Origin of the sequence: Deinococcus sp. LM3, assembly GCF_002017875.1 — a bacterium.
GTDB lineage: Bacteria > Deinococcota > Deinococci > Deinococcales > Deinococcaceae > Deinococcus.
The window spans coordinates 1762501-1787361 of record NZ_MUFV01000001.1 but is presented as its reverse complement, the minus strand read 5'-3'; the positions used below and the strand labels follow the sequence as shown (position 1 = coordinate 1787361).

Sequence of the window (24861 nt, the reverse complement as noted above, 5' to 3'; positions counted from 1 at the left end):
CACCAGATGAATCATCCCAGAGAGACGTACACTCAATTCCAAAATATCCTCATCACTGGTGGCTGCGGCTTCATAGGTAGCAATTTCGTGCGGTACTGGCTAGCACAGCACCCTGAAAGCCGAGTAACAGTGTACGACAAGTTGACGTACGCGGGCCGCCAGGAGAACCTGCATGACCTGTGGGACAGCGCGAACGTCTCGTTGGTGGTGGGGGATATCGGGGATCAGGATCTGGTGCGCCGCACCTGTCAGGACGAGGGCATCGATCTGATCGTGAACTTCGCCGCCGAAACACACGTGGATCAGAGCATCCTGGGGCCGCTGGTGTTCACGGACACGAACGTGCGCGGCACGCACGTCCTGCTGGAAGTAGCGCGTGAACTGGGAATCCGCCTGCATCACATCAGCACCGACGAGGTGTACGGCCACATCAAGGACAACCACCAGAGCGTGGAGACGGATGAACTGGCCCCGCGCAGCCCGTACGCGGCCAGTAAGGCGGCCGCCGATCAGCTGGTGCAGGCGTACGCGATCACGTACGGCATTCCGGTGACGATCACGCGCGGCGCGAACAACGTCGGGCCGTACCAGTACCCGGAGAAGGCCGTGCCGTTGTTCAGCACGAACGCGATCCTGGGCGAGCCGCTGCCGGTGTACGGTGACGGGCTCCAGATGCGCGATTACGCGCACGTCTACGATCACTGCACGGGCATCGAGGCGGTGCTGCTCCGGGGCGAGATCGGCGAGGTGTACAACGTCGGCACCGGGCGCGAGATGACGAACCTGGAGATGGTGGACATCGTGCTGGAGACTCTCGGGAAGGATCACAGCCTCGTGAAGCACGTGACGGACCGCCCCGGCCATGACCGCCGGTACTCCATGAATGTGGACAAGCTGCGCACGCTGGGCTGGGAGCCGAAGTACGACCCCAGACAGGCGGTCGCGGAAGCTGCGAAATGGTACGTGGACAACCGCTGGTGGTGGGAGCCGATCCGCAGTGGCGAGTTCCGTGAGTACTACGACCGTCAGTACGCTGAGCGTCTCGCGGGCACCGAGGCGAAGTGACGGCGTTCACCACGTCCCGTCGGGGCATCATCCTGGCGGGCGGGTCCGGCACGCGCCTGTACCCGGCGACCATCGCGGTCAGCAAGCAATTGCTGCCCATCTACGACAAGCCGATGATCTACTACCCGCTGACCACGCTGATGCTGGGCGGCATGCAGGACATCCTGATCATCAGCACGCCCGAGGACACCCCCCGCTTCAAACAGCTGCTGGGGGACGGGTCGCAGTGGGGCATTCGCCTGGAATACGCGGTGCAGCCGAAACCGGAAGGACTGGCGCAGGCCTTCCTGATCGGTGAGGACTTCATCGCCGGGAATCCTAGTGCGCTGGTGCTGGGCGACAACATCTTCTACGGGAACGACCTGTCGGACCTGATGCAGGCGGCCAACGGTCGCGCCGAGGGCGCGACCGTCTTCGCGTACCAGGTGAGCGACCCGGAACGGTACGGCGTCGTGGACTTCGATGACAGCGGGAAAGCCCTGTCGATCGAGGAGAAGCCGACCGAACCGAAATCCGACTTCGCGGTCACGGGTCTGTACTTCTACGATGAGCGCGTGGTCGAGATTGCCCGCAGCATCAAGCCGTCGCCGCGCGGGGAGCTGGAGATCACGGATGTGAACAGCACCTACCTGAATGAGGGGCTGCTGGACGTGCAACTCATGCGCCGGGGTTTTGCGTGGCTGGATACCGGCACGCACGAGAGCATGCTGGAAGCCAGCCTGTTCGTGCAGGCCATCGAGCACCGCCAGGGCCTGAAGATCGCCTCGCCCGAGGAGATCGCGTGGCGGAACGGCTGGATCAGCACGGAGATGCTGCTGGAGCAGGCGCAGAAACTCGCCAAGAACGGGTACGGGAAGTACCTGCTGAAACTGAGCAAGGAGAAACGCCATGCCTGAACAGACCGCGGAGCACACCATCAAGCTGGCGCCCGAGTACGCGCGGGAACTGAAATTCGAGGCCTACCCGGCCGCCCCGCAGATCGAAGGCGTGTGGTTCCACGCGTTGAAGAAGAACCGCAGTGAGAACGGCGCGTTCATGGAGTACGTCCGCCTGGACGAGCAGGGCGTGCAGGGCCTGCCGGGCCAACTGACACCCCGGCAGATCAGCGTGTCGTGGGCGGCACCGAAACGCATCAATGCGTTTCACATTCACGTCAAGCAGGAGCAGAACGAGATCTGGTGCGTGTTGCAGGGTCAGTTGATGATCTGGCTGGTGGACTGCCGCGCCGGGAGCCCCACCCTGGGCGTGAAACGCAAACTGGTGTTCAGCGGCGAGCAGCCCATGATGGTGTACATTCCCAGCGGCGTCGCGCACGGCTACCAGGCGGGCGAGCAGGGTGCCACGTTGCTGTACACCATGGACGCCCAGTTCGACATCAGCGACCCAAACGAGGGTCGCCTGCCCTGGAATCACTTCGGTGACGACCTGTGGGCCGAGGACATGGGATGAAGATCCTGCTGACCGGCGGCGGCGGCCGCCTGGGCACCGAACTGCGTGCCCTGCTGCCCGGTATCGTGGCCCCCACGTCGGCAGAAATGAACATCACGGACGCCGCGCAGGTGCTGGACGTGGCACGCCGCGAGCAGCCCGATCTGATCGTGCACGCCGCCGCGTACACCGACGTGGGCGGCGCCGAGAAGGACCGCGACGCCTGCTGGAACGCCAACGTGGTCGGCACCCGCACCATGGCCGCCGCCGCGAACGCCGTGAACGCCAAACTGATTCACATCAGCACCGACTACGTGTTCAGCGGCGACACCGGTGGTTACCGCGAGGACGACACGCTCGGCCCGGTCGTCAACTACTACGCGCTGACCAAACTGGTCGCCGAGGAAGCAGCCCGCGCCGCGCGTGACCACCTGATCATCCGGACCAGTTTCCGACCGCGTGAGTTCGTTCATCCGGTTGCCTTCAGTGATGTGTATACCAGCCAGGACTACGTGGACGTACTGGCGCCCCAGATCGCGCAGGCCATCACGCACGCCCACGAGATCTCGCACACCCTGCTGCACATCGCTACCGAGCGCAAGAGCGTACTTGAACTGGCTCGTCGCCGCAAACCAGACGTGCGAGAAGGTAATAGATCGCAGGCATCTGTATCATTGCCGCAAGACGTTAGTCTGAACACTACACTCTGGCAATCGCAAAGCTTTTTCGAATCGTGCTTAGACACATCTAAACAATAAGGTTGAAGATGATATTTATCTGATTAGATACTCAGATTCTAATTTCGATTTAAATTCGCAATCTCTTAATAATTGGGGAAATTAATTATGAGTTCTCTAAATACTCTATTCAGCTCCGAGCTATGCAGACAAACCATAGAAGCTTCATTCGGGGATACGCGAAAGGAAATCCATGGAAAGGCCGTCATTCTATAAGATTTTATCCGATAGCTTAAGTTTTTTATGCATACTCATTCTCGCATTCGGCTTTGGCTCGAGTCAGTTAATTGGAGGAATTGATAATAATTATATTTTATTCATTGCAATGATGCCATTTTATTTAGTTTCATCCGTCGGCCTTGCTAGGTCTTGGAGGAAAATCTCCAGCTCAGCAGTAATAGCAATTGTAATATCACTTACAATGGTTTTTTTATGGGCCTATTCAGTTATGATGGGGATTATTAATGGGAATAATCTTTTTTTTATTATTCAAAATAATGCAGGTGTAATTGGCTATCTTATTCTGATTCCGCTTATATTCGCCAAGACCGATATGAAGATAGTGAGCATCCTACGCCTTTCTGGAATCATAGTTATGCTCACGACTATACTTTTAAAACTGCTGTCTAGCTTTGCAGGTTGGGATGTAACGAGCAATTTATCTCAAACTATTTTTGGACCATTCGTTGGGGATGGCGGCGTACGCTGGGGAAGAATTTTCACATACGCGCAATATCTAGTGTGTGTGCCTGTCATGTATTATTTAGTGGAGATATTTACATCAAAAGACGTAAATTATTTTAGAAGAGTAGTTCAAATTTTGACCATATTTTTGGGACTATACGTTATATTTTCAATTAGCATGAGTAAGGGTATGCAATTGGCCATTATTTTCTCTGCCTTATTAACATTTCTGGCATACTTAAGAAGCTCGAGATTCGGCTGGAAGCTAGCAATTCTCGCAATTCTATTCTCCTCAGCGTGTTTATCTGTATACTTGTCTGCTTTTCCAAGCAATATTATAAGTGAGAACTTTTTTTCAGAAGAAGACATATCAAACGTAGCTCGTTACGAGCAGCTAAGATATATCATAGATGACATAAAGCTGTTCGGAAATGGCTCTGGTGCAACAATTCTAAATTATTCGCGCGCGGAGGGTCAAGACTACGGCTTTGAGTTATCTTACATTGCTTTATTTCATAAATTTGGTATATTAGGGGTGATACCAATCATACTTTACGTAGTTACAATTCTATCTATAATACATCTTTGTGATACGACTTCGAAATTAAGTAATTCGGCCGCCCTAATATCGGCTATGTCCTTTCTAATGCCGGCAATAGGCAACCCAGGTCTATTTAGCTTACAAGAGACCATCACCCACTCAATGGTAATTACGGCAGTTTTTAAATACCGAAGCCTATCATTAATAGCAGTTGATTGAAATCTTTGATGACAGCAAACGGCTGACCGGGTAGGTCTGTGAGTCTGTGATTAGCAATTGTGTCTCCTGTCAAGCGGTCAAGGCCGGGGGGCGGCCCGTGGTTGAAGGGGAGACTAGCCGCAGGTCCGGCATTCAGGCGACCGATTGCACCTGCCAGGGAGCCTGATCCCGCACCATGGCGTTCAGATAGACCAGCAGTTTGCGCATGCAGGCCACCAGCGCGACCTTCGTCGGTTTGCCATTCCCGATCAGATGCTGATACACCGCTTTCAGCGTGGGATTCCACCGGACTCCTGACACCGCTGACATGTACAGCACCTGACGTACCGACGCACGGCCCCCCCAGATACTGCGGTGACCACGCACGGTCCCACTATCCCGATTGAGTGGCGCAACCCCGACCAGATTGGCAATCTTCTGCCTGGAGAGCTGGCCCAACTCAGGGAGTTGGGCCAGCAACGTCCACGCCATCACCGGGCCGACACCCGGAGTTGACGTCAACACGTCATAGGTCGCTTGGAACTTCGGATTCTGCTGAATCGCATCCCGGAGAGCTTGATCGAGCTGCTCACGACGCTCCTCGAGGTAGTGGATGACCTCACGAAGGTCCTGCTGGACGTAGGCATCCTGGCTGCTATTGAGCCTGTTGCGCTCCATGTTGAGCAGCTCGACCACCTGACGTCGGCGCGTCAGGATCGCCTCCAGCGACCGCTGCAACGCATTCGAGTGCACCTGCGCTTCCGGTTGCATCGTCTGCGCAAACCTGGCCAGGACCATCGCGTCGATCCGGTCAGTCTTCGCACGTTGGCCCAGTGCACGCGAGAAATGACGCACCCGGCGTGGATTCAACACCGTTGCCGGCCAGCCCGCTTCATACAGAGCCAGCACTGCGGCCCGTTCCAGGCCACCGGTCGATTCCAGGACGACCAAGTGCGGCTGAGCCTCAGACAGGCGAATCAAGAGTTCGGTGAGTCCAGACGCCGTGTTGTCCACGGCGAAGATCTCACCGCTTGGCAAGATCGCGACATCCAGCCGGGCTTTCGAGACATCGATGCCTACGAACGTCTCACCTGACATACTGCACCACATCCATCAGTGTGTGGGACAGCATTCCGGCCCGCGCCAGGCTTGCTCATGCGAACTCCAGGGTTCAAGCAATTGTTCGGCCTCTCAGTCGGAATGGGCGGCGACTCGGCGATCAATGCTAATCAACGGTCTTGCTGACCAAGCGCGATTTGCGCTCTACCGAGTCTCAGTCCCGCATCCAAGATACAAGCGCGCTTTCGAGTGCCCGGCCGGAAGCCGGGCACCCGAGCGACCGCTAATCACAGACGTTGTACCGAACCTTGCAGGACAGTCACGTGGGCGGCCCCATCCCAGCCCCCCTGACCGCCTGACAGAAATTATGAGAAAGCGTCCCCGATAGGGGACACTTTCTGTTTGTGAAGACCGAAAATGCCACCGGGGATGCCTCACGACTCTACCAAGCCATCCTCCCTCATCTCCAGGGTGCCCTGTGGAATGACGTCCGCAACGTCCATACCCTCGCCTGGATGGTCACGGGAATGCTGCTCTCTAGGCGCAGCACATCCTCCTTCTGGCTCCCTCACGTCCACTCCCGTGCGGAGCAGCGAACGCCGCTTTCGGCGCTGGTTGCGTAATAAGCACCTTCACGCGAGCCTGCTCTACGGCGAGGTCATCACTCGCGCACTCCGCGAGTGGGGCCAGGACACCCTGGTCCTCGCTCTGGATACCAGCGTCCTGTTCGAGAAATTCTGCCTCATCCGGGTCTCCGTTCTCTTCCGTGGGCGGGCCGTTCCACTGGTGTCCCGGGTCATAGAGCATTCCAGTGCCCAAGTCGATACGGACGAATTGCTCCCTGTGCTCGCAGAAGCCAAAGGCCTCCTGGACTTCGTGGGCATTCGTCAGGTCCGCCTGCTGGCGGACCGGGGTTTCTGCGACACCGACCTGATGGCATGGCTCCAGCACTGCGATTGGACCTACCGCATCCGTATCAAATCCACCCTGATCCTCAGCACGCCAGACGGGCAGCGCCTCTGCAAGATCAGCGACGTGAAGCTCCAACCGAGGGAAACGGCCTGCTTCCACCATGTGCGTCTGACCGGACGGCAATTCGGGCCGGTGCACGTCGTTCTGGGTCGTCCATCAGACGACCCGGAGCAATGGCAGGTGGTGAGCAACGAGCCCACCAGCGTGGACACCTTCGGCGAGTACGGCGAGCGTTTTCAGATCGAGGAAGGGTTCCTGGACGAGAAGAGCGGCCTGTTCGAGCTGGAAGCGTCCAAACTGCGGGATGCGAACAGCCTGGAACGGCTGGTCATGGTGATCTCGGTGGCGACGTTGCTGCTGGTCTCCGAGGGGCTGGACGTGGTGGAGCGTGGGGATCGACGCGTCGTCGATCCCCACTGGCAGCGCGGACTGAGCTACCTGAAAATCGGGCATAAAGCGATGAGCTACGCGCTGAGTCGAGGTCAGAGGTTCTTCAGAACCCTGAGATTGCGGGGCGGCCCGGACCCCGAGCCACCGAAGCCCAGAAAACGTGGCCAGCCGTCCTCGTTGGAAGCGCTTAAGAACGGCTGGCACGTCAGTTTTCACTTCATCTCATAAAATCTGTCAGGCGGTCAGCCCAGCCCCCTCATAGGATCTTTTTGCCCTTTTCCCTTACCGGCTTGACATACCAGGTTCAGGCCGTCAGTCACAGAATCGCAGATTTTGAGCTTTCATAAATTTTTATGGGACTTTGCTTTCAAAGTATATGCTATTTATTCTAATATCTCTATTATCTAATAGTCTAGCAAATGGATTAACTAGACTAATATATATGGGTGATTTATCAACACTAATTTTTATATGAGTCTCCTTTTCACCCAACTGGAAAGCACCTATCAAAGAATCGTTTTGTCTTAGTTCGATTTTAGGAAAAATGTTTGCAGCAGACTGACCATAAGCGGAGAGCTGCATCATACCTTCCCCACACGGGAACAGTATAACAGCCGGACTTTTTTTAATTACTGTCCATGCGTCATTCACTCTATCCCAGTTTGCCAGACTACCCAGGGGGGTCTCTATTTTATAATCAGAACTACACGTTCTAACTATTCGAAAGTTTCTAAAAGTTGCCATTCTTAGATCGACTTTAAATATGTCGTTGTAATACCCTAAAGTTAAAAGTCCTCTGCTTGGGACTTCAAATTTTATGTTTTTATTGCCATATATCTTAAAACTACGAAATTTTTGTCCATTTAAATTTATATTTATTTCTGGACTTACTCCATCACTAGATATTCCAGTTACGTTCATAGTAATAAATCCTGGTTTGCATAGATAACTATAGATCCAACCGTTTCCGTTCATTAAAAAGCCCCGGTCATCTAAAATTACACCGCCGTCATCCAGCATACCCCCAATTTTGAAATTACCGTTCTCCGAACATGTTTTTTCCAGCATTTTAATTTTTGGTTCGGGCACTTTATAAAACATGTAAAAAACTCCGCAACAGCTAAACACCGATAAAGTGGCTAGTAGGATCTTTTTCATTCCGCAAATCATGGCATGGTCACCTTTGATACAAATGAGAGCCTTAATCATTGCATTTATTCTAATGGCGCTTTATTTCCAATTAAGGAGTAACTATACACGCCTACAGGGGCAGGATTTTGATTTGAGTTATCTATCCTATATATCCTAATTTTAAATTCATTAAAATTAATATCTGATACGCCATCAATGCTTATCAGGCCAGAACGATTAGAATTTTGAGATATTAAGATATTTCTATCGCTAATTATTAGGCACTGGTCTACACATCCAAAAGTCAATATTTTATATTCACCGGGAGATCCAGAAAAATCCACGCTTGTGAGGTACCGATTTGGGTGACCAAATTTACGGTTTATATCTATATTATAAAAAGCTATATCTTGATATTTATCTTCTATAAAAAAAAGGTATTTTAAAATTACGGGTGCCAAGAAAGAAAGGACTATCAACAGACCCAATGAAAATGCGGTCAATGTACGCATTATATAAAAAATTATTCTACTAAGATAGTTGAATGATAATAATTCCTGATTAGGCTTTTTTTCAATATCCATAGAGGTAATTGCCTGTCTGTTAGCGATAGACCATCCAGAAAATAACCAAAATATCTCACCAAAAAACGGGCTAGGTACTACTAGTAAGTTATCAATACTACTCGCGCCAAAGAATCCAAATATTATCGATATCACCATGTAATTTCTGGATTTTACAGCTGAAGATGCAACTACCCCCAAAATCAAAGCTAATCCGATAAAACCGATAATTCCCGTCTCCGATATTTGTTGTAAAGATGCATTATGAGCAATAATCCAAGGCTTACCGGTATCTATAATAATATTAGATACCCATTCGGGACATTTCTGCACCCACAAAACGCACTCGGACTGCGATTCTAAATATTTGCCCAGCTGGTATGTTCCAATACCAAAAAGGGGGTTTTCAATAATGACCTGTCTCGTGGTGTCCCATATGATTTCACGTCCAGAACCAGATAGGGATAAAAGCCTTCCAAATACTTCAAAATTTATTAAGCTACTCCTATATAATGTATAAATAAAAATGAGTGCAAATAAAGAAACATAGGCTATTCTTTTCCAATCAGTTTTAATCAGCAAAACCGCCACAATTCCAGACACAAGACAAACTATAGCACCCCGACTACCTGATGCAATAATTCCAACAAATCCCGTAGAAAATAGGATCAAGCGAGAAAGCAATTGTATCCCGCTACTTAAACGAGGTAGCTCTGCGAAAAATGCTAGCATTACAATGATTGCACTAGCAATTCCCAAGGTAGTTGATGTCATATAAGGATGTATCAATCTTTGCTCTAAAATACTCTGACCTATCAAAATACTATAGATAAATGCGCAGAGAATAGCGAAACAAAGCCCAGCAGCCATGCATATTGATATTTTTCTAATATCCATAGTAGACCCTAGTCCTATGAGACCCAGGATTAATAAGGTTTTAATAGATCCGCCTAACAAAGCATATAGGCTATTATCGGTCATTAGTGATGCAAACAGCTGAGAAACGACATAAAAAAATATAACTACAGTAAGTTCTTGATTTAAGGCGGACAAATTCCTTATACCCAGAAGAGAGAGGGGTGATATGATGTATATCAGAGGAAGAAGGATGATAAATTTTTCGGCAAATGATATTTTTTTAGCTAAATTTACAAAACTTGACATATTTATTGCTTATAGGAATAGCTATAAGATCCCTCTTCCGACATATTAGCCTTATTGATTACTGCTCCAATAACATTTAAATTTGACCTCTCGGATCTACGCAAGGTGCTTTTAAGTGATCTCAAATCCGTACGACCATACTCAACCACAACTATAATTCCATCGACGTGCTGACCTATCAAAAGACCATCTGCTAAAGATAAAAGAGGGGCGCTATCAATAAGCACTATATCATAGTTAGCCTTCCAAAGGCGAACTGCGTCACCAATTGCGGTCTTGTTCAATAAAGACAAACTGTCGTGTAAGCCCGTACCGGAAGGCAGCACATCTACATATTCTTCTACCTTTAATGCCACAACATTATTAGGATCGCTGAGAGCATCTATGGTATTACGAGCACCACCTTCGCCAACTATTTGCACCCAATTATCTGATTCGCCATATTTTTTCCAAACTTCATTTTGAGTACCTCGCCTTAGATCCGCATCTACAATTAATACTCTTTTACCGCTGGCAGCAAAACTATCAGCCAACGTAGCCGTTACACTACTTTTTCCCTCTCCGGGGGCAGTGCTAGTAATCATTATTATTGGCTTTTCTGAATTTTTTAGTATATTAAGAGCGTTGACTCTTAAGAAACCCATAGCCTCATAGAGACCTGCTTGTCTACCTGCGCGTACTATGCCAGAGAAAACGATGTCCCTCCGCCTAATCCTAGGGACCGTGGCCAAGGTTGGAAGATTTATCTCAAGTAAATCATCCTCGCTCCTTATCGTTCTGTCGAAAATCGACAGCATGAAGGAAACCAGCACTCCTAGCATTAGCGTAAGCACAATTACAATCAAGCTATATAAAATTGGCTTAGGAGATTTCGGATTTGTTGGTATCTGGGCTCTAGATAATTCACTCAAAATACCATTTGTGGAGCTGGCTAATATCTCTGATTTAATTAAATTCTCCTGCAATGCAGTCCTTCTGGATGCAAGGGTTTGATAATCCGGACCGCTACTAACGCCAAGCCGATCAAGCTGCTCTTCTAATTGAAGAAGCTGAGCGCGGTAGCCTACGCTTGCACGGCGTATATTTTCTAGAGCCCTTCCTTTATCCCATTCAATTAAAGCATTACTAGTAGCATTTGCAATTAATGCAGATGCTTCAGCGGTTCGAGCCCGAGCTCGAATGATATATATACCGCCGTTTCCATTTATGCGATCTGCCCTGGACTCTAATGTGATTGACTTAAAATCTTGACTACTCAGTTCTCTTTTTAGCTTCTGGCTTATATACTCTCTTTCATCTAGAGGTATTTCATCTAAAGATGAAATAGATTCCACCAGTGGATTAATAATCACCGTGCTGCGTATTGCTTGCTGCAAGGCACCTTCCGGCAGAGGCTGCGAAGTTATCACCGCATCTCCTAAATTTATATTGCTAGATATAGACTGACTTCCAGATGCCAAGAGAACAGCGCTAGACTCATAAGACGGGGTCATGTTTTTAGATGCAATGTAAGCAGTCAACCCTAATGCCAAGCTGGTCAAAGAAATTACTGCCATGTTGCGTTTCATTGAAAAAACTAATGAGCTGACATCTATATCTCGGTCGCGTTTGTTTATCATTTTTACCTTTCTGTCTCGAGTATATTAACACGGGCTGATTGGGATTATCTTACAAGAGGGCTTATAGATTGAAGTAATTGTATTTTAAACTGCCTTCTCATTATATCACTAGATTTACACATGCAGCGAACACCTCTTTGAAAATGGAATTTATACGCCCTCTATTTCAAATTACAACGAGATGAATATTATTTTCCTAAAATAATTTTATTAACTTCTATTGCTGTTACCTTTTTTATCGTTTAACCTGTAGCAGTGAAAGCCATTATTCCTGCTGCTGGCCTAGGCACCCGCCTGCGTCCTCTCACGTACACGCGGCCCAAGCCGGTGTTGAGGGTTGCAGGCCAACCCATCATAGTGCATGCCATCGAGACCTTGCAGGCGGCCGGCATCACCGAGATCGGGGTGGTCGTTTCGGAGATCACGCGGGTCGAGATTCAGCATGCAGTCGGGGGCGTGGAGGGCGTGCAGGTGACGCTGATCGATCAGCATGAGCAGCTGGGGCTGGGGCACGCGGTGCTCGTGGCGCGCGACTGGGTGGGTCAGGACGATTTCTGCGTGTACCTGGGCGACAACCTGTTCGAGTTCGGGGCGAAACCGTTCGTGGAACGTTTCGCTGCCGAACGTCCGGCGGCGCTGATTGCGCTGGTGGAGGTCGAGGATCCCACGGCGTTCGGGGTGGCGCAGATGGACGGGACGCGCATCACGCGGCTGGTGGAGAAACCCAAGGTGCCGCCGAGCAACCTGGCGGTGGCGGGCCTGTACTGTTTCACGCCGCAGATCTTCTCGGTGCTGGACGGCATGCCGCCTTCCGCGCGGGGTGAGTACGAGATCACGGACGGCATCCAGCGTCTGATCGAGGCGGGCGCGGCGGTGCTGGGGCAGCCGGTGATGGGGTGGTGGAAGGACACGGGTCGCCCAGCCGACCTGCTGGACGCCAATCGCCTGCTGCTGGAGCGGGTAGTGCTGGACGTGCGGGGCACGGTGGAGGATTCGCGGATCACGGGCCGGGTGGTGATTCCGGCGTCGGCGCGGGTGACGCGCAGCAAGATCGTGGGGCCGGTGATGCTGGGCGAGGGCGTGGTGATCGAGGACGCGTACATCGGACCGTTCACCAGCATCGGGCAGGGCAGCGTGGTGCGGGGCGCCGAAGTGGAGCACAGCGTGATCGACGCCGAGGCGCGGATCGAGCACCTGAGTACCCGGCTGCAGGACTGCCTGATCGGCGTGCGGGCGCAGGTGCGGGGGGGCCGGACGGTGCCGCGCACGCACAAGTTGACCATCAGTGACGCGAGCGTGGTCGAACTCGCCTGAGCGCCGCGCGGGGAGTGGGCGTTTGGGTGTGGCGGCAGGGTTGTGTCAGGGACGGGGCCTTATCATGGGGGCATGACGGATTCACCTCGTATTCACCTGGGTTCCCTGCTGCGCTCCTCGACCGAGGACGCGCACGCCGAAGGCAGCCTTGATCACCTCCAGTACGAGCAGGGGCGCACGCTGCACACGTTGCGGTTCGCGGAACCCGCGCCGTTCGAGGTGGATGTCAACGCGCTGGGCAGCAACGAGATGTACCTGCAGGGCACCTTCGAACCGGTGCTGGTCATGGAGTGCGCCCGTTGCCTGCGGGAAGTGCATGTGCCGCTGGAGATCTCGCTGGGCACCCTGATGCGCTACGACCCGTCGGCCGACGCGCCGTACCTGGAGGAGGCCGAGACGGGCGAGGAGGTGCTGGTGTTCGGTGATCCGAACCTGGACCTCAGTGCGTACCTGGCGGAGACGACGCTGCTGAGCGCGCCGCTGAGCGTCCTGCATGACGAGGAGTGCCGTGGACTGTGTCAGGTGTGCGGGCATGACCTGAACGACGGGCCGTGCGAGCACATGGCGCAGGTGCCGGTCGAGGAGATCGACGATCAGCTGGGCACGCCGGAAGGCTCGTTGCACGCCCGGCAGAACCCCTTCGCGGCGCTGGCCGACCTGAAACTGCCGGAGGAGTGACGTGAGCCGCGAGACCCGGCCGGAACCCACACCGGAACTGACGCACTTCCGGGACGGCCTGCCGCGCATGGTGGACGTGACCGGAAAGGTCGCCACGGCCCGCGCAGCGACCGCCGAGGCGTGGGTGCGGCTGCCTGCAGCGGCCCGCGCGGCGCTGGAAGCCGGCACGAACCCGAAGGGTGATCCGCTGATCGTGGCGCGCCTCGCCGGGCTGGCGGGCAGCAAACGCACGGCGGACCTCGTGACGCTGTGCCACCCGGTTCCCGTGACGGGCGCGGACGTGCAGGTGACGCTGGAACCGGCGGGCGTGCGGGTGCTGGCGACCGTGCGGACAACCGCGCCGACCGGGGTGGAGATGGAGGCGCTGACGGCCGTGACGATCGCGGCCCTGAACGTGTACGACATGCTCAAAGCGGCCAGCAAGGCTATCGAGATCACCGACGTGCGGCTGCTGGCCAAGTCGGGCGGCAAGAGCGGCGATTACAGCGCGCCGTCCGCGGAGGCCGGGACCGCTGCGCTGGAGTGATGGGGGCCAGCGGGGGGGTGAAGCGCGGGCCGGGAACCCGGTTGGTCTGTTCAACGTAGAGGAAGCGTATGGGCGCAGAACGTCACAACCCGGAAGTCAGGTCGGCCGCGCCCGCGTGGCTGGACCTGCTTCACCTGGAAGCCGACGGCGCGCTCAGCGAGGCGCAGCGGGCCACCCTGCGCACCCTGGAAGAGCAGGACGGCGCGCAGGTGCAGCGGCAGCGGCGGCGGCTCACGGCCTGCGCGGCCGCCCTGGCGGCCTCCCCTCCCCTGCCCCGCAGCGTCGCGGCGGGCGTGGCGCGTGAGGTGCGGCTGGCGGCCTGTCTCGGGTCGCCGCCCGCGCTGCCGTCGTCGGTGGCAGCGGCGGTGGCGGCCGACATCCGTCTGGCCACGCAGCTGAATCCGGTACCTGCGCCCCGCAGCGTCGCTGCGCAGGTCGTGCGGGACGTGCGGCTGCACGTCGCGCTGGGGGCGTCGTTACCCCCGGCGGCCAGTGGCGCCGGGGCGGTGGCCGAGCGGGTGAACTGGAACGCGCAGCTTCAGCCGGGGCCGCTGCCGCCGGTGGGCGTGGCGTCCTGGGTGGCGGCGCGCGTCGCGGCGGAGGCGGGGGCCGCCAGCGTGCCGGAGATCGGAGCGGCCCCTTCCGCCGCCCTCTCCCCCGAGGTCCGTTCCCCCGATCTCCGTCCTGCGGTTGTCCCGTTCCCGCCGCTGAACGCGTTGGGTGCCCCGACCCGTCACAACCCGGCCCCCCTGATTCTGGTGGTGTCGCTGCTGCTATCCCTGACGCTGCTGGGGGTCGTGACCGTCTGGCCGAACCTCGCGGCGGGCGCGCTGGTGATTCAGACGCTGCTGGCGCAGGTGTCGCCGGTCGCGGGCGTGGGGCTGGCGCTGCTGCTGCTCACGAGCGCCCTGGTCAGCGCCCGGCCCACGCCGGTCATGCAGCGGCTGGGGGCCGGGGCGTTCGCCCTGAGCGCCGCCCTGACCCTCCCGGCGCTGTACGGTCTGGCCGGCAGCGGCGTCACCTTCGGGCAGGACGTGCAGGTGAGCGGCCGCGTGAACGGCAACGTGATCACGGTGGGCGGGAACGTTCACCTGAACAGCGGCGCGGACGTGCGCGGCGAGGTCATCACCCTGCTGGGCGACGTGTACCGCGCGCCGGACGCGCAGGTGGCCGGCCGGGTCAACGCGCTGCTGGGTCACGCGCCGGGGGACCGCGAGGCGCTGGCGACCGAGGCTCCGCGCGGGCTGGCGGCCGTGACCGCCTCGGCGTTCCGGCCGGTGCTGGGGTGGCTGGGCAGCGCCGCGTGGCCGCAGGTCTTCGTCACGCTGACCGGCGGGGCGCTGCTACTGCTGTTCGTGTCGGGGCTCGCGCCGGTGCTGGCGCGGCGGCAGCGCCACGCCCCGGTCCGGACGCTGGCGCTGGGCATCCTGGCGCTCGCGGTCCTGCTCGGCCCGGCCGGTGGGCTGGCCCTGGCGGGCCTGCTGGGTCCGGCCCTGATCGCCCTGGCCCTGACAGCCGTCCTGCTGGCGCTGGGCCTGAGCGTCAGCGCGTACGACGTGGGACGCGCCGTGGCGCTGCGGGCGCGGCTGCCGGTCCCGGACGCGGTGGGCGGCATGCTGGGCCTGTGCGCCGTGGCCGCCAGCCTGAGCGTGCCGCCCCTGGCCTTCGCGCTGGCCCTGGTGGGCGGCGCCTGGGGAGCCGGGACGCTGCTGCTGGCACGCGGGCAGGCGACCGAGACCCTGGACCTGCCGGGCGCCGCCTGATGCCGACTGCGGTTGAGTGGGTGCAGAACCATTCAGCCTGGACTCCGTCTGAACGCCCCATGGCCTTCCCACACTGAAACAGCCCGCGCAACAGCGCAGCACCGACCTGCGCGTTGGCGGGTCGGTGCTGGCTGCATTGCGCGTTGGCACTGAACGTCAGTTCAGGATGCGTTTGAGGTGCAGGTAGATCTCGTACCAGTCCTGCTTGTCGCGGGGGCGTTTGCCGCGCAGTTCGATGCGGGACAGGGTGCGAACCCAGTCGGGCGTGATCTGCGGTCCCAGCGTGGGATCGGCGACGAGGTCGGCCAGGCCCTTGGGCAGGGAGCCCTCGGTGGACGGACCGTAGAACTCGACCCCTTCGAGCAGGTCGTGAACGGTGATGGCGTACGCGCCGGCCAGGGTCTGGAGGGTTTCCAGGCTGGGGTTGGTGCGGCCGCGTTCGAGGTCGCTGAGGTACGGGACGCTGATCCCGGCCGTCTCGGCGACGTCCTTGAGCCGCAGCCCGCGTTCGCTGCGCAGTTCGCGGAGTCTTTCGTGCAGTTTCATTGTTCACCTCCTTGGCTGCGGCGTGGCCTCACGCTGCGTGCTGGATGTGGTCCAGCGGGGCAACGCGTGCCGCCTGGGGCGTCTTCCTCTGGTTCAGGCCTTGTTTGCCTGTGGGCAGAATGGGGCAGCCTTGGTTGGAGTGTAACACCGGGCATCGGTACGGTCAATACAGAATACGCCGCGCGACTTCTTGCCCATCCCGATACCGACCTGCTAGAATCTGCACAGATCGTAATCAGCACAGAGATTCTTGGTCAGCATAATCACCGTCTGGACCGCTCCCAGCGCCCGCTCTGGACCCTCACGGCCCCACCGACCTCGCCGCCCACCGGGCGGGAAGGAGTGCCCCCCCATGCGCTCACTGGACACCATCACCGAAAGCATCCGCCTGGGTCACGCCCACCCCACCACCCTCCTGAACACCTTCATCGAACTGGAAAACGAGGGCGGACTGGTCGCCGTGCGGCGCATGGAACGGCAGTTACAGCTGGGCGTGCGGGCCATGCGGGAGCGCGGCCACCCGCACAGCGACCTCGCCCAGAAGTGGCTGAACTCGGCCCGCGCGTACCTGATCACCCGCGCCGAGCGGCGACAGGCCAGCTGACCTGCACCCCTCCCAGCACACCACAGAGGCCCCCGGCGTGAACGTCACCGGGGGCCTTTCACGTTGCCGTCAGTCCAGGCGGTAGATCCCGCCGTACTTGCGGTGCAGGTACGCCACGTACGGGTCGGCGGTCAGGGCCTGCCCGGTGGCCTGCACGGTCAGTTCGGCCGGGGTCAGGCTGCGGCCGTGCTGGTGGACATGCTCGACCAGCCACGCGCGCAGCGGGCCGTACTCGGCGGCGCCCACGCCCTGCGCCACGGCAGGGTCGCGCTGCGCGGCCTCCAGCAGTTGCACGCTCAGCAGGTTCCCCAGCGTGTAGGTCGGGAAGTACCCGATCAGCCCGGCCGACCAGTGAATGTCCTGCAACACGCCGCGCGCATCATCGGGCGGGGTCAGGCCCAGGTACGCCTGCATCTTCGCGTTCCAGGCGTCCGGCAGGTCCCGCACCGCGAGGCTGCCCTCCAGCAGCGCGAGTTCCAGCTCGAAGCGCAGCATCACGTGGAAGTTGTACGTGACCTCGTCGGCCTCCACGCGGATCAGGCTGGGATTCACGCGGTTCACGGCGCGGTACAGCGCCCCGGCATCAAGCCCTTCGGTGACGGCAGGCGCGGCCTGCTGAAGCTGCGGGAAGTACCGCTCCCAGAACGGCAGGCTGCGGGCCAGCAGGTTCTCGAACATCCGCGACTGGCTCTCGTGCACGCCCAGACTCGCCCCGGCCGACACCGGCGTGCGCGCCCAGCGTTCATGCACGCCCCGTTCGTACATGGCGTGCCCGGTCTCGTGCCAGGTACCGAACAGGCAGGCGGGCCAGTACGGCTCCACGCGGGTCGTGATGCGGATATCGCTGCGGCTGAAGTTCGACTGGAACGGATGCGCACTCTCGTCCTGCCGCGCGAAACTGCCCTGCAACCCGAACGCCTCGCCCGCCACGCGCCACGCGAAGTCCTTCTGCGCCTGCGGGGGGAACGGGCGGGTCAGGACGCTGTAGTCGGCCGCGTCCCCGGCGGCGCGGATGCGTTCCAGCAGCGGCAGCGTGCGGTCGCGCAGGTCCGCGAACACCGCCTGCACCTGCGAGGCACGCATGCCCGGCTCGTAATCGTCGATCAGGGCGTCGTAGGGGTGCTCGCCAAAGCCCATCAGGTCCGCCTGACGGCGCGCCAGATCCATCATGCGTTCCAGGTGCGGCGCGAACGCCGAGAAGTCGCTGTGGCGGCGGGCCTCGATCCAGGCGTGGTGCGCCTCGTTCTGCGCGCGGGTGCGGTCCTCCACGAAATCGGTGGGGAGACGCGTGGCCCTGGCGTGGTCGCGGCGGGCGACGCGCACGACCGCCTCATCGGTGGGGGTCTGCGGCTGCGCGGCCGTCAGCAGTTCGCCCGTATCGGGAGCGGTGAACAGTTCGTGCGACAGGCCGGCCAGCGTGGCCAGTTGCTGCCCGCGCACCGGGGCGGCCTCCTCGGGCATGAAGGTCTCCTGCTCCCAGGACAGCAGGCTGGCGGCGGCGTTCAGGTCACTGACCTGCCCCAGGCGGCGGCCGAGGGCCTGCATGGTCGGGTGAACCGGCGTGGTCGGGGACGCTTCGGGGGCCGTCTGGTCAGGCGTGGTCATGACCATCAGGGTAGCGCTGCCCGGCGCACCGTAGGCCATCTGGCGGAGGCCGCCTCTTACTGCCAGCGTTCACGGCCCCCGGCGGCTTCGCCCAGCAGCAGGGGCCGCACCTCGCCCAGCAGGTAGAGGCTGCCGCACACCAGCGCCAGCGGCGCTTGACGGGCGGCTAGAACCGCCAGCGCCGCCGCCGGGGAGTCCGTGACCGTCACCGGCAACCCTGCGAACAGCGAGGCCAGTGCCTGCGGATCGGCCGCCCGTGGACTCAGGGCCGCGCGGGTCAGGATCACCTCGGACGCGCAGGAGCGCAGCGCCGCCACCACCCCGCTGATGTCCTTGTCGCCGGCCGCCCCGAACACCAGCGGCAGCGGGCCGACACCCAGTTCCCGCAGGGCGTCGGCCAGCGCCCGCGCGCCGTCCGGGTTGTGCGCGCCGTCCAGCAGCACCCGCCCACCCTGCCAGGACAGCACCTCCAGCCGGCCCGGCCACTGCGCGGCAGCCGCCCCGCGCGTCACGGCCCCGGCGGGCAGGTCCAGCCTCAGCGCCGCCAGGGCCGCCAGCGCCGCGTTACGCGCCCCGTGAGGCCCCAGCAGCGGCGTGTGCAGGGTCACGGGCCCGTCGGGGCCGCGCAGCGTCACCTGCCCCCCCTCCCAGCCCAGCAGACGGGTGCCGAGCAGGTGGTCGTCCAGCCGCCACAGGTCCGCGCCGGTCGCGGCGAAGATCGGCTCCACGTCAGCGCCCACCCCCACCACGGCCGGACGCCCGGCCCGCAGAATCCCGGCCTTCTCGGTCGCGATGGCCTGCGGGGTGCTGCCCAGGAATTCCGTGTGGTCCAGGCCCACGTTCGTCACGACGCTCAGCACCGGGTCCAGCGCGTTCGTGGCGTCCAGGCGGCCCCCCAGGCCCACCTCCATGACCGCCACCTGCACGCCCGCCTCGGCGAACAGCAGCGCGCCCAGCGCCGTCACGATCTCGAAGAACGACGCCTCGACCGCCTCCGCCTGCGGGCGCACGCGGGCCAGGGCCGCCGCAGCCACCTCCTCGGGCAGTTCCTGGCCGTCCACCATGAACCGCTCGGTGAACTGCGTCAGGTGCGGACTGGTGAACAGGCCGGCCCGCACATCCCCCGCGCGCAGCATGGCGGCCAGCGTGGCGGCCGTGGACCCCTTGCCGTTCGTGCCGCCCACCAGCACCGTCCGGAACGACCGCTGCGGGTCACCCAGCCGCGCCAGCAGCGCCTGCACCCGTCCCAGCCCCGGATGCACCCCGAACCGTTGCCGCGCGAACAGCCAGTCCAGCTCCGCCTGCCACGCCTGCGCCCTCACGTCCGCACTGCCGTCACGTCCTGCACTCATCCGCCCAGCATAGGCCGCGCGCCCCCGGCCATGGCAGTGGGGAGGAGTCCAGGCGGGCGTCGCCCGGCCTCCTCCCCACCCGCTGCCCGGCCGCCTCAGCCCTGGGGCGCGAAGTACCCTTCGAGGGTCGGCACGATCTGCTTCTTGCGGCTGATCCGGCGGCCCAGGTCCGCGACCGGCCCGTCCACCGTGACGCCGAACGCCTCGCTCAGCACCTTCCCTTCGGTGGCACTCAGGACCAGGGTGCGGTTCGTCTCGTTCAGGATGTCCACCACGCTGAGCAGCACGCCCGCCAGACCGTCCTCCGCCTTGACCTGATCCATCGCCGCGAGCAGTTCCGCCTGCCGGCCGAACACGTACGCCGGGTTCGTCGTCTCGATCACGCCGATCCCCCACGCCTGCGGCGCCGCCACGTCCCCGAACGGGAACACCTTGTAATCCATGCGCAGCAGCGCCTCGGCCGGCGTGTCGCCCAGGTCGCTCTTGGCGGCGAACATGGCCAGCGCGTAGGCCTCCACGTCCTCGATGCCCGCGACCGGCGCCAGGAACGCCACCGCGTCACGGTCCTCCTGCGTGGTCGTCGGGCTGCGGAAGTGCAGCGTGTCACTCAGGACGGCGCTCAGCATCAGCCGGGCGTCCAGCGGCTCCACGCTCAGGCCCGCCTCGCGGTGCAGTTTCAGCAGGATCGTCCCGGTGCAGCCCACCGGCTCAAAGCGCAGGTAAGCGGGCTGCGCGGTACTCAGGTCACCCAGTTTGTGGTGGTCCACCACGCGCGTCACGTTCAGCTCCGCGAGGTTCGGCGCGGACTGCGCACTCTCGTTGTGATCCACCAGCGCCACCGCTGCGCCCGCCGGCAGTTCCGGCAGCAGCGCCGGGGCGTCCACGCCCGCTTCACGCAGCACAAACGCCGTCTCGAAATTCAGTTCCCCCAGACGGAACGCCTGCGCGTCCACGCCCTGACGGGTCAGCAGGCGCGCGTACACCAGCGCGGCCGTGATGGCATCGGTATCGGGGTTCAGGTGACCAAAAACAGCAAGCATACCCGCAGTCTACCCGCACGTCTGCTCACCGCGAAACCCGCCGGGCTGCACAGGGCGCCGCACAACAGGAAAAACCCCCGCACGTGGCGGGGGCCTCTCCTGCGAATCCCTGGGGATTCAGAGTGGGGTTTAGAAGTTGACCTTGTAGCTGATCTTGAAGACGGAACCCTTGGCATCGGCGGCGCCGGGCACGACGGTGTTGTTCGCGTCGCGCATGCGCAGGTTGCCGTAGCCGTAACCGAAGCTCAGGTCGTAGTAGTTGGCTTCAACGTACACGAGGTCCTGGCTGATGGTGCGGCCGTGGTTGCTGTCGCTGAAGCTGCCCGCCGTGCCGGCCGTAGCGTTGCCCGAGCTGTCCAGAGCGCCCGCGACGTAGGGGGTGTAGATGCGGTTCTTGCCCTGGTAACCGGCGTAGTACACGGCCAGCTTGGTGTTGGGGAGCAGGAACTCGTTCAGCTTCACGCCGACGCGGTAGGTCACGTCGTTGGCGGCGTAGGTCTGGGTGGCCGTGCCGTTGTTGGTGCTGTACTGCTTGCTGTAGGCCTTGACGTACCCTTCGAGGCTGGGCTTGAAGGCGATGTTCAGCACGTCGGTCTTCACGTCCAGGGTGCCGTTCAGGGCCGTGTAGTCAGCAGAGGCGTCGTTCGCGGCGAAGTCGCTGTTCTCGAAGCCCGCGTTCAGGTTGATGTTCGCCACTCCGACCTTGGTGTTGTAGGCAGCGTTGCCGTAGAACACGTTGTTGGTGTAGCCGCTGGTGTTGCCGATCACGCGGTAGCGGGCCTTGAAGCCGAGCGTCAGGTCGAGGTTCTTGACCAGGGCGTTGGCGTCCTTGCCGTTGTGCTTGGCTTCTACGCCGTACTCGCTGTAGCAGGTGACGGCGTCGCTGGACTCGATCCCGGAGCAGCTGTTGACGCCCATGTCGTCGCCGGTCAGGTTGAAGGCGTTCTTGGTGCCATAGAGGCCCTTGCTGAACAGACCACCGTCGTCGGCGATGCGGGTGCTGCCGCTGGCAACGTTGCGGAAGAAGCCGCCCACGCTGAAGCCCAGGCCGGGGGTCACGTCGCCGCGCACGGCGTAACGCACGCCGTTCTTACCATCGAAGGCAGCGTCGAGGGGGGAGTTCGTGCCGGTCAGCATCTCGTAGTAGCCGCCGCGCACAGTGACCAGGTTGAACAGGCTGACGCGGCCGGTGACACCACGGTCAACGATGGCGGTCGGTTCCTTGTCAGTGTTCAGGGGGCTCTTGCCGTAATCCACGCTGTTATCCACGTAACCACCCAGGGCGACGGGACCGACGTTGGTGGCGACTTTCACGCCGAAGCCGGTGCGGCCGTTGACGTAGGGAGCGGTGCTGTTGGTGGTCGTGGGGGCCGCTTCCATGATCCCGGCGGTCGCGTTGTAACCGGCACTGACCGTGCGGTAGTTCAGGTCGCTGATTTTGACGGGTCCGAGGGTGCCGCTGGTCTTGGCGTAGAAGGCCGTCTGGACGTCCCTGGTGGTGCCGGTAGCGGCGGTGCTGCGGGCGTACTCGCTGTTGATCTGCCAGCCAGCAACTGCGCCTTGCAGGTCGGCGCTGTAGGCGGTGACGTCGTTGGGCGTTCCAGCAGGCTGGCCGAAAGCGTCAGCGCCTTCCTGCAGGACCTGCAGCCCAGCCTTGAGGGTACCGGCCGGGGTGATCTCGGCACGTACGCCGCGGTAGTACAGGTTGTCGCCGTTGGCGCCGCCACGGCTACCGTACACGGTGTTGATCATGGGCTTGAAGGCACCGATGACGGGCAGGGTGCTGCCGTCGATCTTCACGTTGAAGCCGTCGCCACGGCCGACTGCATCGTTGTCGCCGACGTAGTCGGAGAACTTGAATTTCAGGCCCTTGCCGAAGGTCACGGTCACAGGAGCGTTGCCCACCGTGAACGCAGCGGTAGCGTTCTTGAAGTAGAAGAACAGGGGGCGGTAGGTGATGCCATCCGTGCCGCTCACGTCAGGGTAGACGGAAGCGCGAACGTCGTCTGCCGTGCCATACACACCATCGGCGCCGGGGCCGGAAAGGTAGGTGGGGGCAGTCGCATTGCTAGGCAGACCGGCGCGGATGCCGAAGTTCACGTCGACGGTGTTGACGGTCAGGCCGCCGTTCCCCTTGACGTAGGCGCCGGTCACATCGCTCTTGGCGGTGTCGAATTTACCGCTGTTGCCGAAGGTGATACCGAAGCTGATGGTGGTGCTGCCTTCGGTCTTGACGGCCTTGTTGGGCAGGTTGCCAGCGTTGGAGAAGCCGTAGAAGTTTTCTTCGCCAGGCAGGACGATAGCGCGGCTGCCCGAGAAATCGGCGTAGTCGACAGCGCTATCCTTGGTGGTGGCGTTGCCGTCATCACCGGTGCTCAGCACGGTGCCGGGCAGCAGGCGGTCGATATCCATGTCGCGGGTCGCGCGGCCCACGAAGTACGTGGCGGACAGGGTGGGCTTGATGCTGAAGGCGTACTTCTCGAGCTGGGCGACGCGGTTGTCGAGGCTGGTGACCTTGGTCTCGACGACGCCGACACGGCCGGAGAGGGTGTCGAAGTCGGCGCGGGCGACGAGGTCGGCCTGGGCGGCTTCGACGGCGCTGACGCGGTCCTGGAGGTTCAGGATGTCCTGGTTCAGGAGGACGGTCAGGTCGTTCAGGGCGGCGATGGAGCTGGCGTTGTCGTCGACGTCGGCACGGAGGGTGTCGTAGTCGTCGGCGCGGGCGGTCAGCTCTTCGATCTGGCTGGTCAGGCCGGCCAGGGCTTCGGGTTCGCCGGTCTGCAGGGCGATGGCTTCGACGCGCTCTTCGAGGCGGGCGAAGTCGTCGCGGCTGACGGCGTTCTCTTCCAGGTCGCTGACGCGCACACCCAGGGCGGCGAGGTCGGCGGCGAGTTCCTGGATCGCGTTCTGCAGCGCGGTCAGGGTCTCGGAGTCCATGTCGCCGGGCACGACGGTGCCGGTCTTCATGTCTTCGAGGAGGCGGGCGATGATGACGGCCGCTTCGTAGCGGGTCAGGTTCTGCGTGCCGCGGTAGGTGCCGTCGGGGTAGCCGAGGATGATGCCGCTACCGACGAGTTTGTCGATGGCGTCCTTGGCCCAGTGACCGGCGGGAACGTCGGTCAGTGCGGGCACCTGGGGTGCGCTGGCGGGTGCGGCCGTCTGTGCGGCGGCGACGCCGAAGGACAGCGCGGCGGTGAGAACGAGCAGGCTTTTCTTCATATGAACCCCCAAAAGGTCGTCGCGCGTCGGAGGTACGTTCCGGCTCTGAAGATGACGTTGGGGCGAGTTGCCGGGTTTCCTCTCCCGGAGTGGTTCGCCGTTCGGTGTCTCTTTCGCGCAACCTGACGATTCCTTCCTGTCGGATGAAAACTGTCAGATCAGGCGGATGATACAAGCATGAAAGAGAGTGGGTCAACCCTGAGAGGGGCATGAATCGACGTTTTTACGCGATTAGGCCTATTTCTGATCAAGTCATGAAGGCTGACCGGGGTCGCGGGAACGGTCCGGGAAGCGCCGCCTGTGACAGTTCTGTCAGGGTTTAAGGGGTGTCAGTGTGGGTGAACGGTCAGTTGACGCGCGGGGGATTTGCACCGCGTCCCGTTTCGAGGGCCTGCCGGAACCAGTCCGGAATCTGTCCCTTGAAGTACCGCTGGGCCCACGTATCGGCCCACATGTGAAACTCACCCTGCGTAATGGCGGCGCGCGCACGTTCCACCAGGCGGTGCAGATAGCGCAGGTTGTGCAGTGACAGCATGCGGGGTGCCAGCATCTCCTCGGCCTTCACGAGGTGCGCGAGGTACGCGCGGGTGTAGTGCCGGCAGGCGTAGCAGTCGCAGTCCGGGTCCATGGGTTCCAGCTGGCGGCGCGGCGCACTGGAGTTCA

Annotated in this window: 21 protein-coding genes (1 of these 21 only partly in view); 11 read left to right on the top strand and 10 right to left on the bottom strand. The window is 60.1% G+C overall.

Annotation, left to right across the window (positions count from 1 at the left end):
- The first annotated feature begins 6 nt into the window (after positions 1-6).
- From rfbB to BXU09_RS20205, 5 genes are all read left to right on the top strand, one after another.
- On the top strand, positions 7-1065 hold the full coding sequence (gene rfbB / locus BXU09_RS08355) for a dTDP-glucose 4,6-dehydratase (RefSeq protein WP_078301799.1): 1059 nt from the start codon (positions 7-9) through the stop codon (positions 1063-1065).
- Positions 1062-1961 (top strand): glucose-1-phosphate thymidylyltransferase RfbA, encoded by a 900-nt coding sequence (gene rfbA / locus BXU09_RS08350; protein WP_078301797.1) that lies wholly within the window; start codon positions 1062-1064, stop codon positions 1959-1961. Before rfbB ends, rfbA begins: the two co-directional genes overlap by 4 nt.
- The gene (locus tag BXU09_RS08345) at positions 1954-2514 is read left to right on the top strand and encodes a dTDP-4-dehydrorhamnose 3,5-epimerase family protein (RefSeq protein WP_078301796.1); all 561 of its coding nucleotides are present in this window, start codon (positions 1954-1956) and stop codon (positions 2512-2514) included. Before rfbA ends, BXU09_RS08345 begins: the two co-directional genes overlap by 8 nt.
- Positions 2511-3251 (top strand): sugar nucleotide-binding protein, encoded by a 741-nt coding sequence (locus BXU09_RS08340; protein ID WP_078301794.1) that lies wholly within the window; start codon positions 2511-2513, stop codon positions 3249-3251. The genes BXU09_RS08345 and BXU09_RS08340 overlap by 4 nt, the downstream gene beginning before the upstream one ends.
- 172 nt (positions 3252-3423) lie before the next feature.
- Positions 3424-4674 (top strand): hypothetical protein, encoded by a 1251-nt coding sequence (locus BXU09_RS20205; protein ID WP_144012032.1) that lies wholly within the window; start codon positions 3424-3426, stop codon positions 4672-4674.
- Between the two features lie 132 nt (positions 4675-4806).
- Here the strand turns inward: BXU09_RS20205 and BXU09_RS08335 are convergent, their stop codons facing one another.
- On the bottom strand, positions 4807-5751 hold the full coding sequence (locus BXU09_RS08335) for an IS110 family transposase (protein WP_078301792.1): 945 nt from the start codon (positions 5749-5751) through the stop codon (positions 4807-4809).
- 543 nt (positions 5752-6294) lie between these two features.
- On the opposite strand from BXU09_RS08335, the gene BXU09_RS08330 reads away from it, so the two are divergent.
- A complete protein-coding gene (locus BXU09_RS08330; RefSeq protein ID WP_144012031.1) occupies positions 6295-7302 on the top strand; it encodes a transposase in 1008 nt (335 codons plus the stop codon).
- Positions 7303-7425: 123 nt separating this feature from the next.
- Here BXU09_RS08330 and BXU09_RS20200 read toward each other — a convergent pair whose 3' ends face one another.
- From BXU09_RS20200 to BXU09_RS08320, 3 genes are read right to left on the bottom strand one after another with little or no spacing between them, the layout of a single operon-like run.
- Positions 7426-8283: a hypothetical protein gene (locus BXU09_RS20200; RefSeq protein WP_144012030.1), complete on the bottom strand. Its 858-nt coding sequence runs from the start codon at positions 8281-8283 to the stop codon at positions 7426-7428.
- Between the two features lie 5 nt (positions 8284-8288).
- Positions 8289-9932: an O-antigen ligase family protein gene (locus BXU09_RS08325; RefSeq protein WP_078304884.1), complete on the bottom strand. Its 1644-nt coding sequence runs from the start codon at positions 9930-9932 to the stop codon at positions 8289-8291.
- Between the two features lie 2 nt (positions 9933-9934).
- The gene (locus BXU09_RS08320) at positions 9935-11551 is read right to left on the bottom strand and encodes a polysaccharide biosynthesis tyrosine autokinase (protein ID WP_078304882.1); all 1617 of its coding nucleotides are present in this window, start codon (positions 11549-11551) and stop codon (positions 9935-9937) included.
- A gap of 255 nt (positions 11552-11806) precedes the next feature.
- Between BXU09_RS08320 and BXU09_RS08315 the strand changes: the two genes are divergently transcribed.
- From BXU09_RS08315 to BXU09_RS08300, 4 genes are all read left to right on the top strand, one after another.
- Positions 11807-12865 carry a glucose-1-phosphate thymidylyltransferase gene (locus BXU09_RS08315; RefSeq protein WP_078301790.1) on the top strand — a complete coding sequence of 353 codons (1059 nt, stop codon included), beginning with the start codon at positions 11807-11809 and terminating at the stop codon, positions 12863-12865.
- A gap of 72 nt (positions 12866-12937) precedes the next feature.
- Positions 12938-13543: a YceD family protein gene (locus BXU09_RS08310; protein ID WP_078301789.1), complete on the top strand. Its 606-nt coding sequence runs from the start codon at positions 12938-12940 to the stop codon at positions 13541-13543.
- A 1-nt stretch (position 13544) separates the two neighbouring features.
- Entirely contained in the window at positions 13545-14069 is a 525-nt protein-coding gene (moaC, locus tag BXU09_RS08305; RefSeq protein ID WP_276205835.1) for a cyclic pyranopterin monophosphate synthase MoaC, read from the top strand.
- 68 nt (positions 14070-14137) lie between these two features.
- Positions 14138-15832, top strand: coding sequence for a polymer-forming cytoskeletal protein (locus tag BXU09_RS08300; protein ID WP_078301788.1), 1695 nt, complete (start codon positions 14138-14140; stop codon positions 15830-15832).
- Between the two features lie 156 nt (positions 15833-15988).
- Here the strand turns inward: BXU09_RS08300 and BXU09_RS08295 are convergent, their stop codons facing one another.
- The gene (locus tag BXU09_RS08295; RefSeq protein WP_055362123.1) at positions 15989-16378 is read right to left on the bottom strand and encodes a helix-turn-helix transcriptional regulator; all 390 of its coding nucleotides are present in this window, start codon (positions 16376-16378) and stop codon (positions 15989-15991) included.
- A 352-nt stretch (positions 16379-16730) separates the two neighbouring features.
- Between BXU09_RS08295 and BXU09_RS08290 the strand changes: the two genes are divergently transcribed.
- Positions 16731-16982: a hypothetical protein gene (locus BXU09_RS08290; RefSeq protein ID WP_055362122.1), complete on the top strand. Its 252-nt coding sequence runs from the start codon at positions 16731-16733 to the stop codon at positions 16980-16982.
- Between the two features lie 69 nt (positions 16983-17051).
- Here BXU09_RS08290 and BXU09_RS08285 read toward each other — a convergent pair whose 3' ends face one another.
- The 5 genes from BXU09_RS08285 to tgt all read right to left on the bottom strand — a co-directional run.
- Entirely contained in the window at positions 17052-18587 is a 1536-nt protein-coding gene (locus BXU09_RS08285; RefSeq protein WP_078304879.1) for a carboxypeptidase M32, read from the bottom strand.
- 56 nt (positions 18588-18643) lie between these two features.
- Positions 18644-19939: a folylpolyglutamate synthase/dihydrofolate synthase family protein gene (locus tag BXU09_RS08280; protein ID WP_078301787.1), complete on the bottom strand. Its 1296-nt coding sequence runs from the start codon at positions 19937-19939 to the stop codon at positions 18644-18646.
- 95 nt (positions 19940-20034) lie between these two features.
- Positions 20035-20979 (bottom strand): manganese-dependent inorganic pyrophosphatase, encoded by a 945-nt coding sequence (locus BXU09_RS08275; RefSeq protein WP_078301785.1) that lies wholly within the window; start codon positions 20977-20979, stop codon positions 20035-20037.
- Between the two features lie 129 nt (positions 20980-21108).
- On the bottom strand, positions 21109-24198 hold the full coding sequence (locus BXU09_RS08270) for an S-layer homology domain-containing protein (RefSeq protein ID WP_078301784.1): 3090 nt from the start codon (positions 24196-24198) through the stop codon (positions 21109-21111).
- 346 nt (positions 24199-24544) lie between these two features.
- Positions 24545-24861, bottom strand: the end of a protein-coding gene (gene tgt, locus BXU09_RS08265) for a tRNA guanosine(34) transglycosylase Tgt (protein ID WP_078301781.1). The gene runs 853 nt beyond the window's last position; 317 of the gene's 1170 nt are visible here — the last part of the coding sequence; the start codon falls outside the window, past its right edge; the stop codon is at positions 24545-24547.

Coding starts and splice junctions, on each gene's coding strand:
- BXU09_RS08320 (WP_078304882.1), bottom strand. CDS start 11,551: ATGATAAACAAACGCGACCGAGATATAGATGTCAGCTCATTAGTTTTT.
- BXU09_RS08280 (WP_078301787.1), bottom strand. CDS start 19,939: ATGAGTGCAGGACGTGACGGCAGTGCGGACGTGAGGGCGCAGGCGTGG.
- rfbB (WP_078301799.1), top strand. CDS start 7: ATGAATCATCCCAGAGAGACGTACACTCAATTCCAAAATATCCTCATC.
- BXU09_RS08295 (WP_055362123.1), bottom strand. CDS start 16,378: ATGAAACTGCACGAAAGACTCCGCGAACTGCGCAGCGAACGCGGGCTG.
- BXU09_RS08290 (WP_055362122.1), top strand. CDS start 16,731: ATGCGCTCACTGGACACCATCACCGAAAGCATCCGCCTGGGTCACGCC.
- BXU09_RS08340 (WP_078301794.1), top strand. CDS start 2,511: ATGAAGATCCTGCTGACCGGCGGCGGCGGCCGCCTGGGCACCGAACTG.
- BXU09_RS08285 (WP_078304879.1), bottom strand. CDS start 18,587: ATGACCACGCCTGACCAGACGGCCCCCGAAGCGTCCCCGACCACGCCG.
- BXU09_RS08335 (WP_078301792.1), bottom strand. CDS start 5,751: ATGTCAGGTGAGACGTTCGTAGGCATCGATGTCTCGAAAGCCCGGCTG.
- BXU09_RS20205 (WP_144012032.1), top strand. CDS start 3,424: ATGGAAAGGCCGTCATTCTATAAGATTTTATCCGATAGCTTAAGTTTT.
- BXU09_RS08325 (WP_078304884.1), bottom strand. CDS start 9,932: ATGTCAAGTTTTGTAAATTTAGCTAAAAAAATATCATTTGCCGAAAAA.
- BXU09_RS08310 (WP_078301789.1), top strand. CDS start 12,938: ATGACGGATTCACCTCGTATTCACCTGGGTTCCCTGCTGCGCTCCTCG.
- BXU09_RS08270 (WP_078301784.1), bottom strand. CDS start 24,198: ATGAAGAAAAGCCTGCTCGTTCTCACCGCCGCGCTGTCCTTCGGCGTC.
- BXU09_RS08345 (WP_078301796.1), top strand. CDS start 1,954: ATGCCTGAACAGACCGCGGAGCACACCATCAAGCTGGCGCCCGAGTAC.
- BXU09_RS20200 (WP_144012030.1), bottom strand. CDS start 8,283: ATGATTAAGGCTCTCATTTGTATCAAAGGTGACCATGCCATGATTTGC.
- BXU09_RS08275 (WP_078301785.1), bottom strand. CDS start 20,979: ATGCTTGCTGTTTTTGGTCACCTGAACCCCGATACCGATGCCATCACG.
- BXU09_RS08300 (WP_078301788.1), top strand. CDS start 14,138: ATGGGCGCAGAACGTCACAACCCGGAAGTCAGGTCGGCCGCGCCCGCG.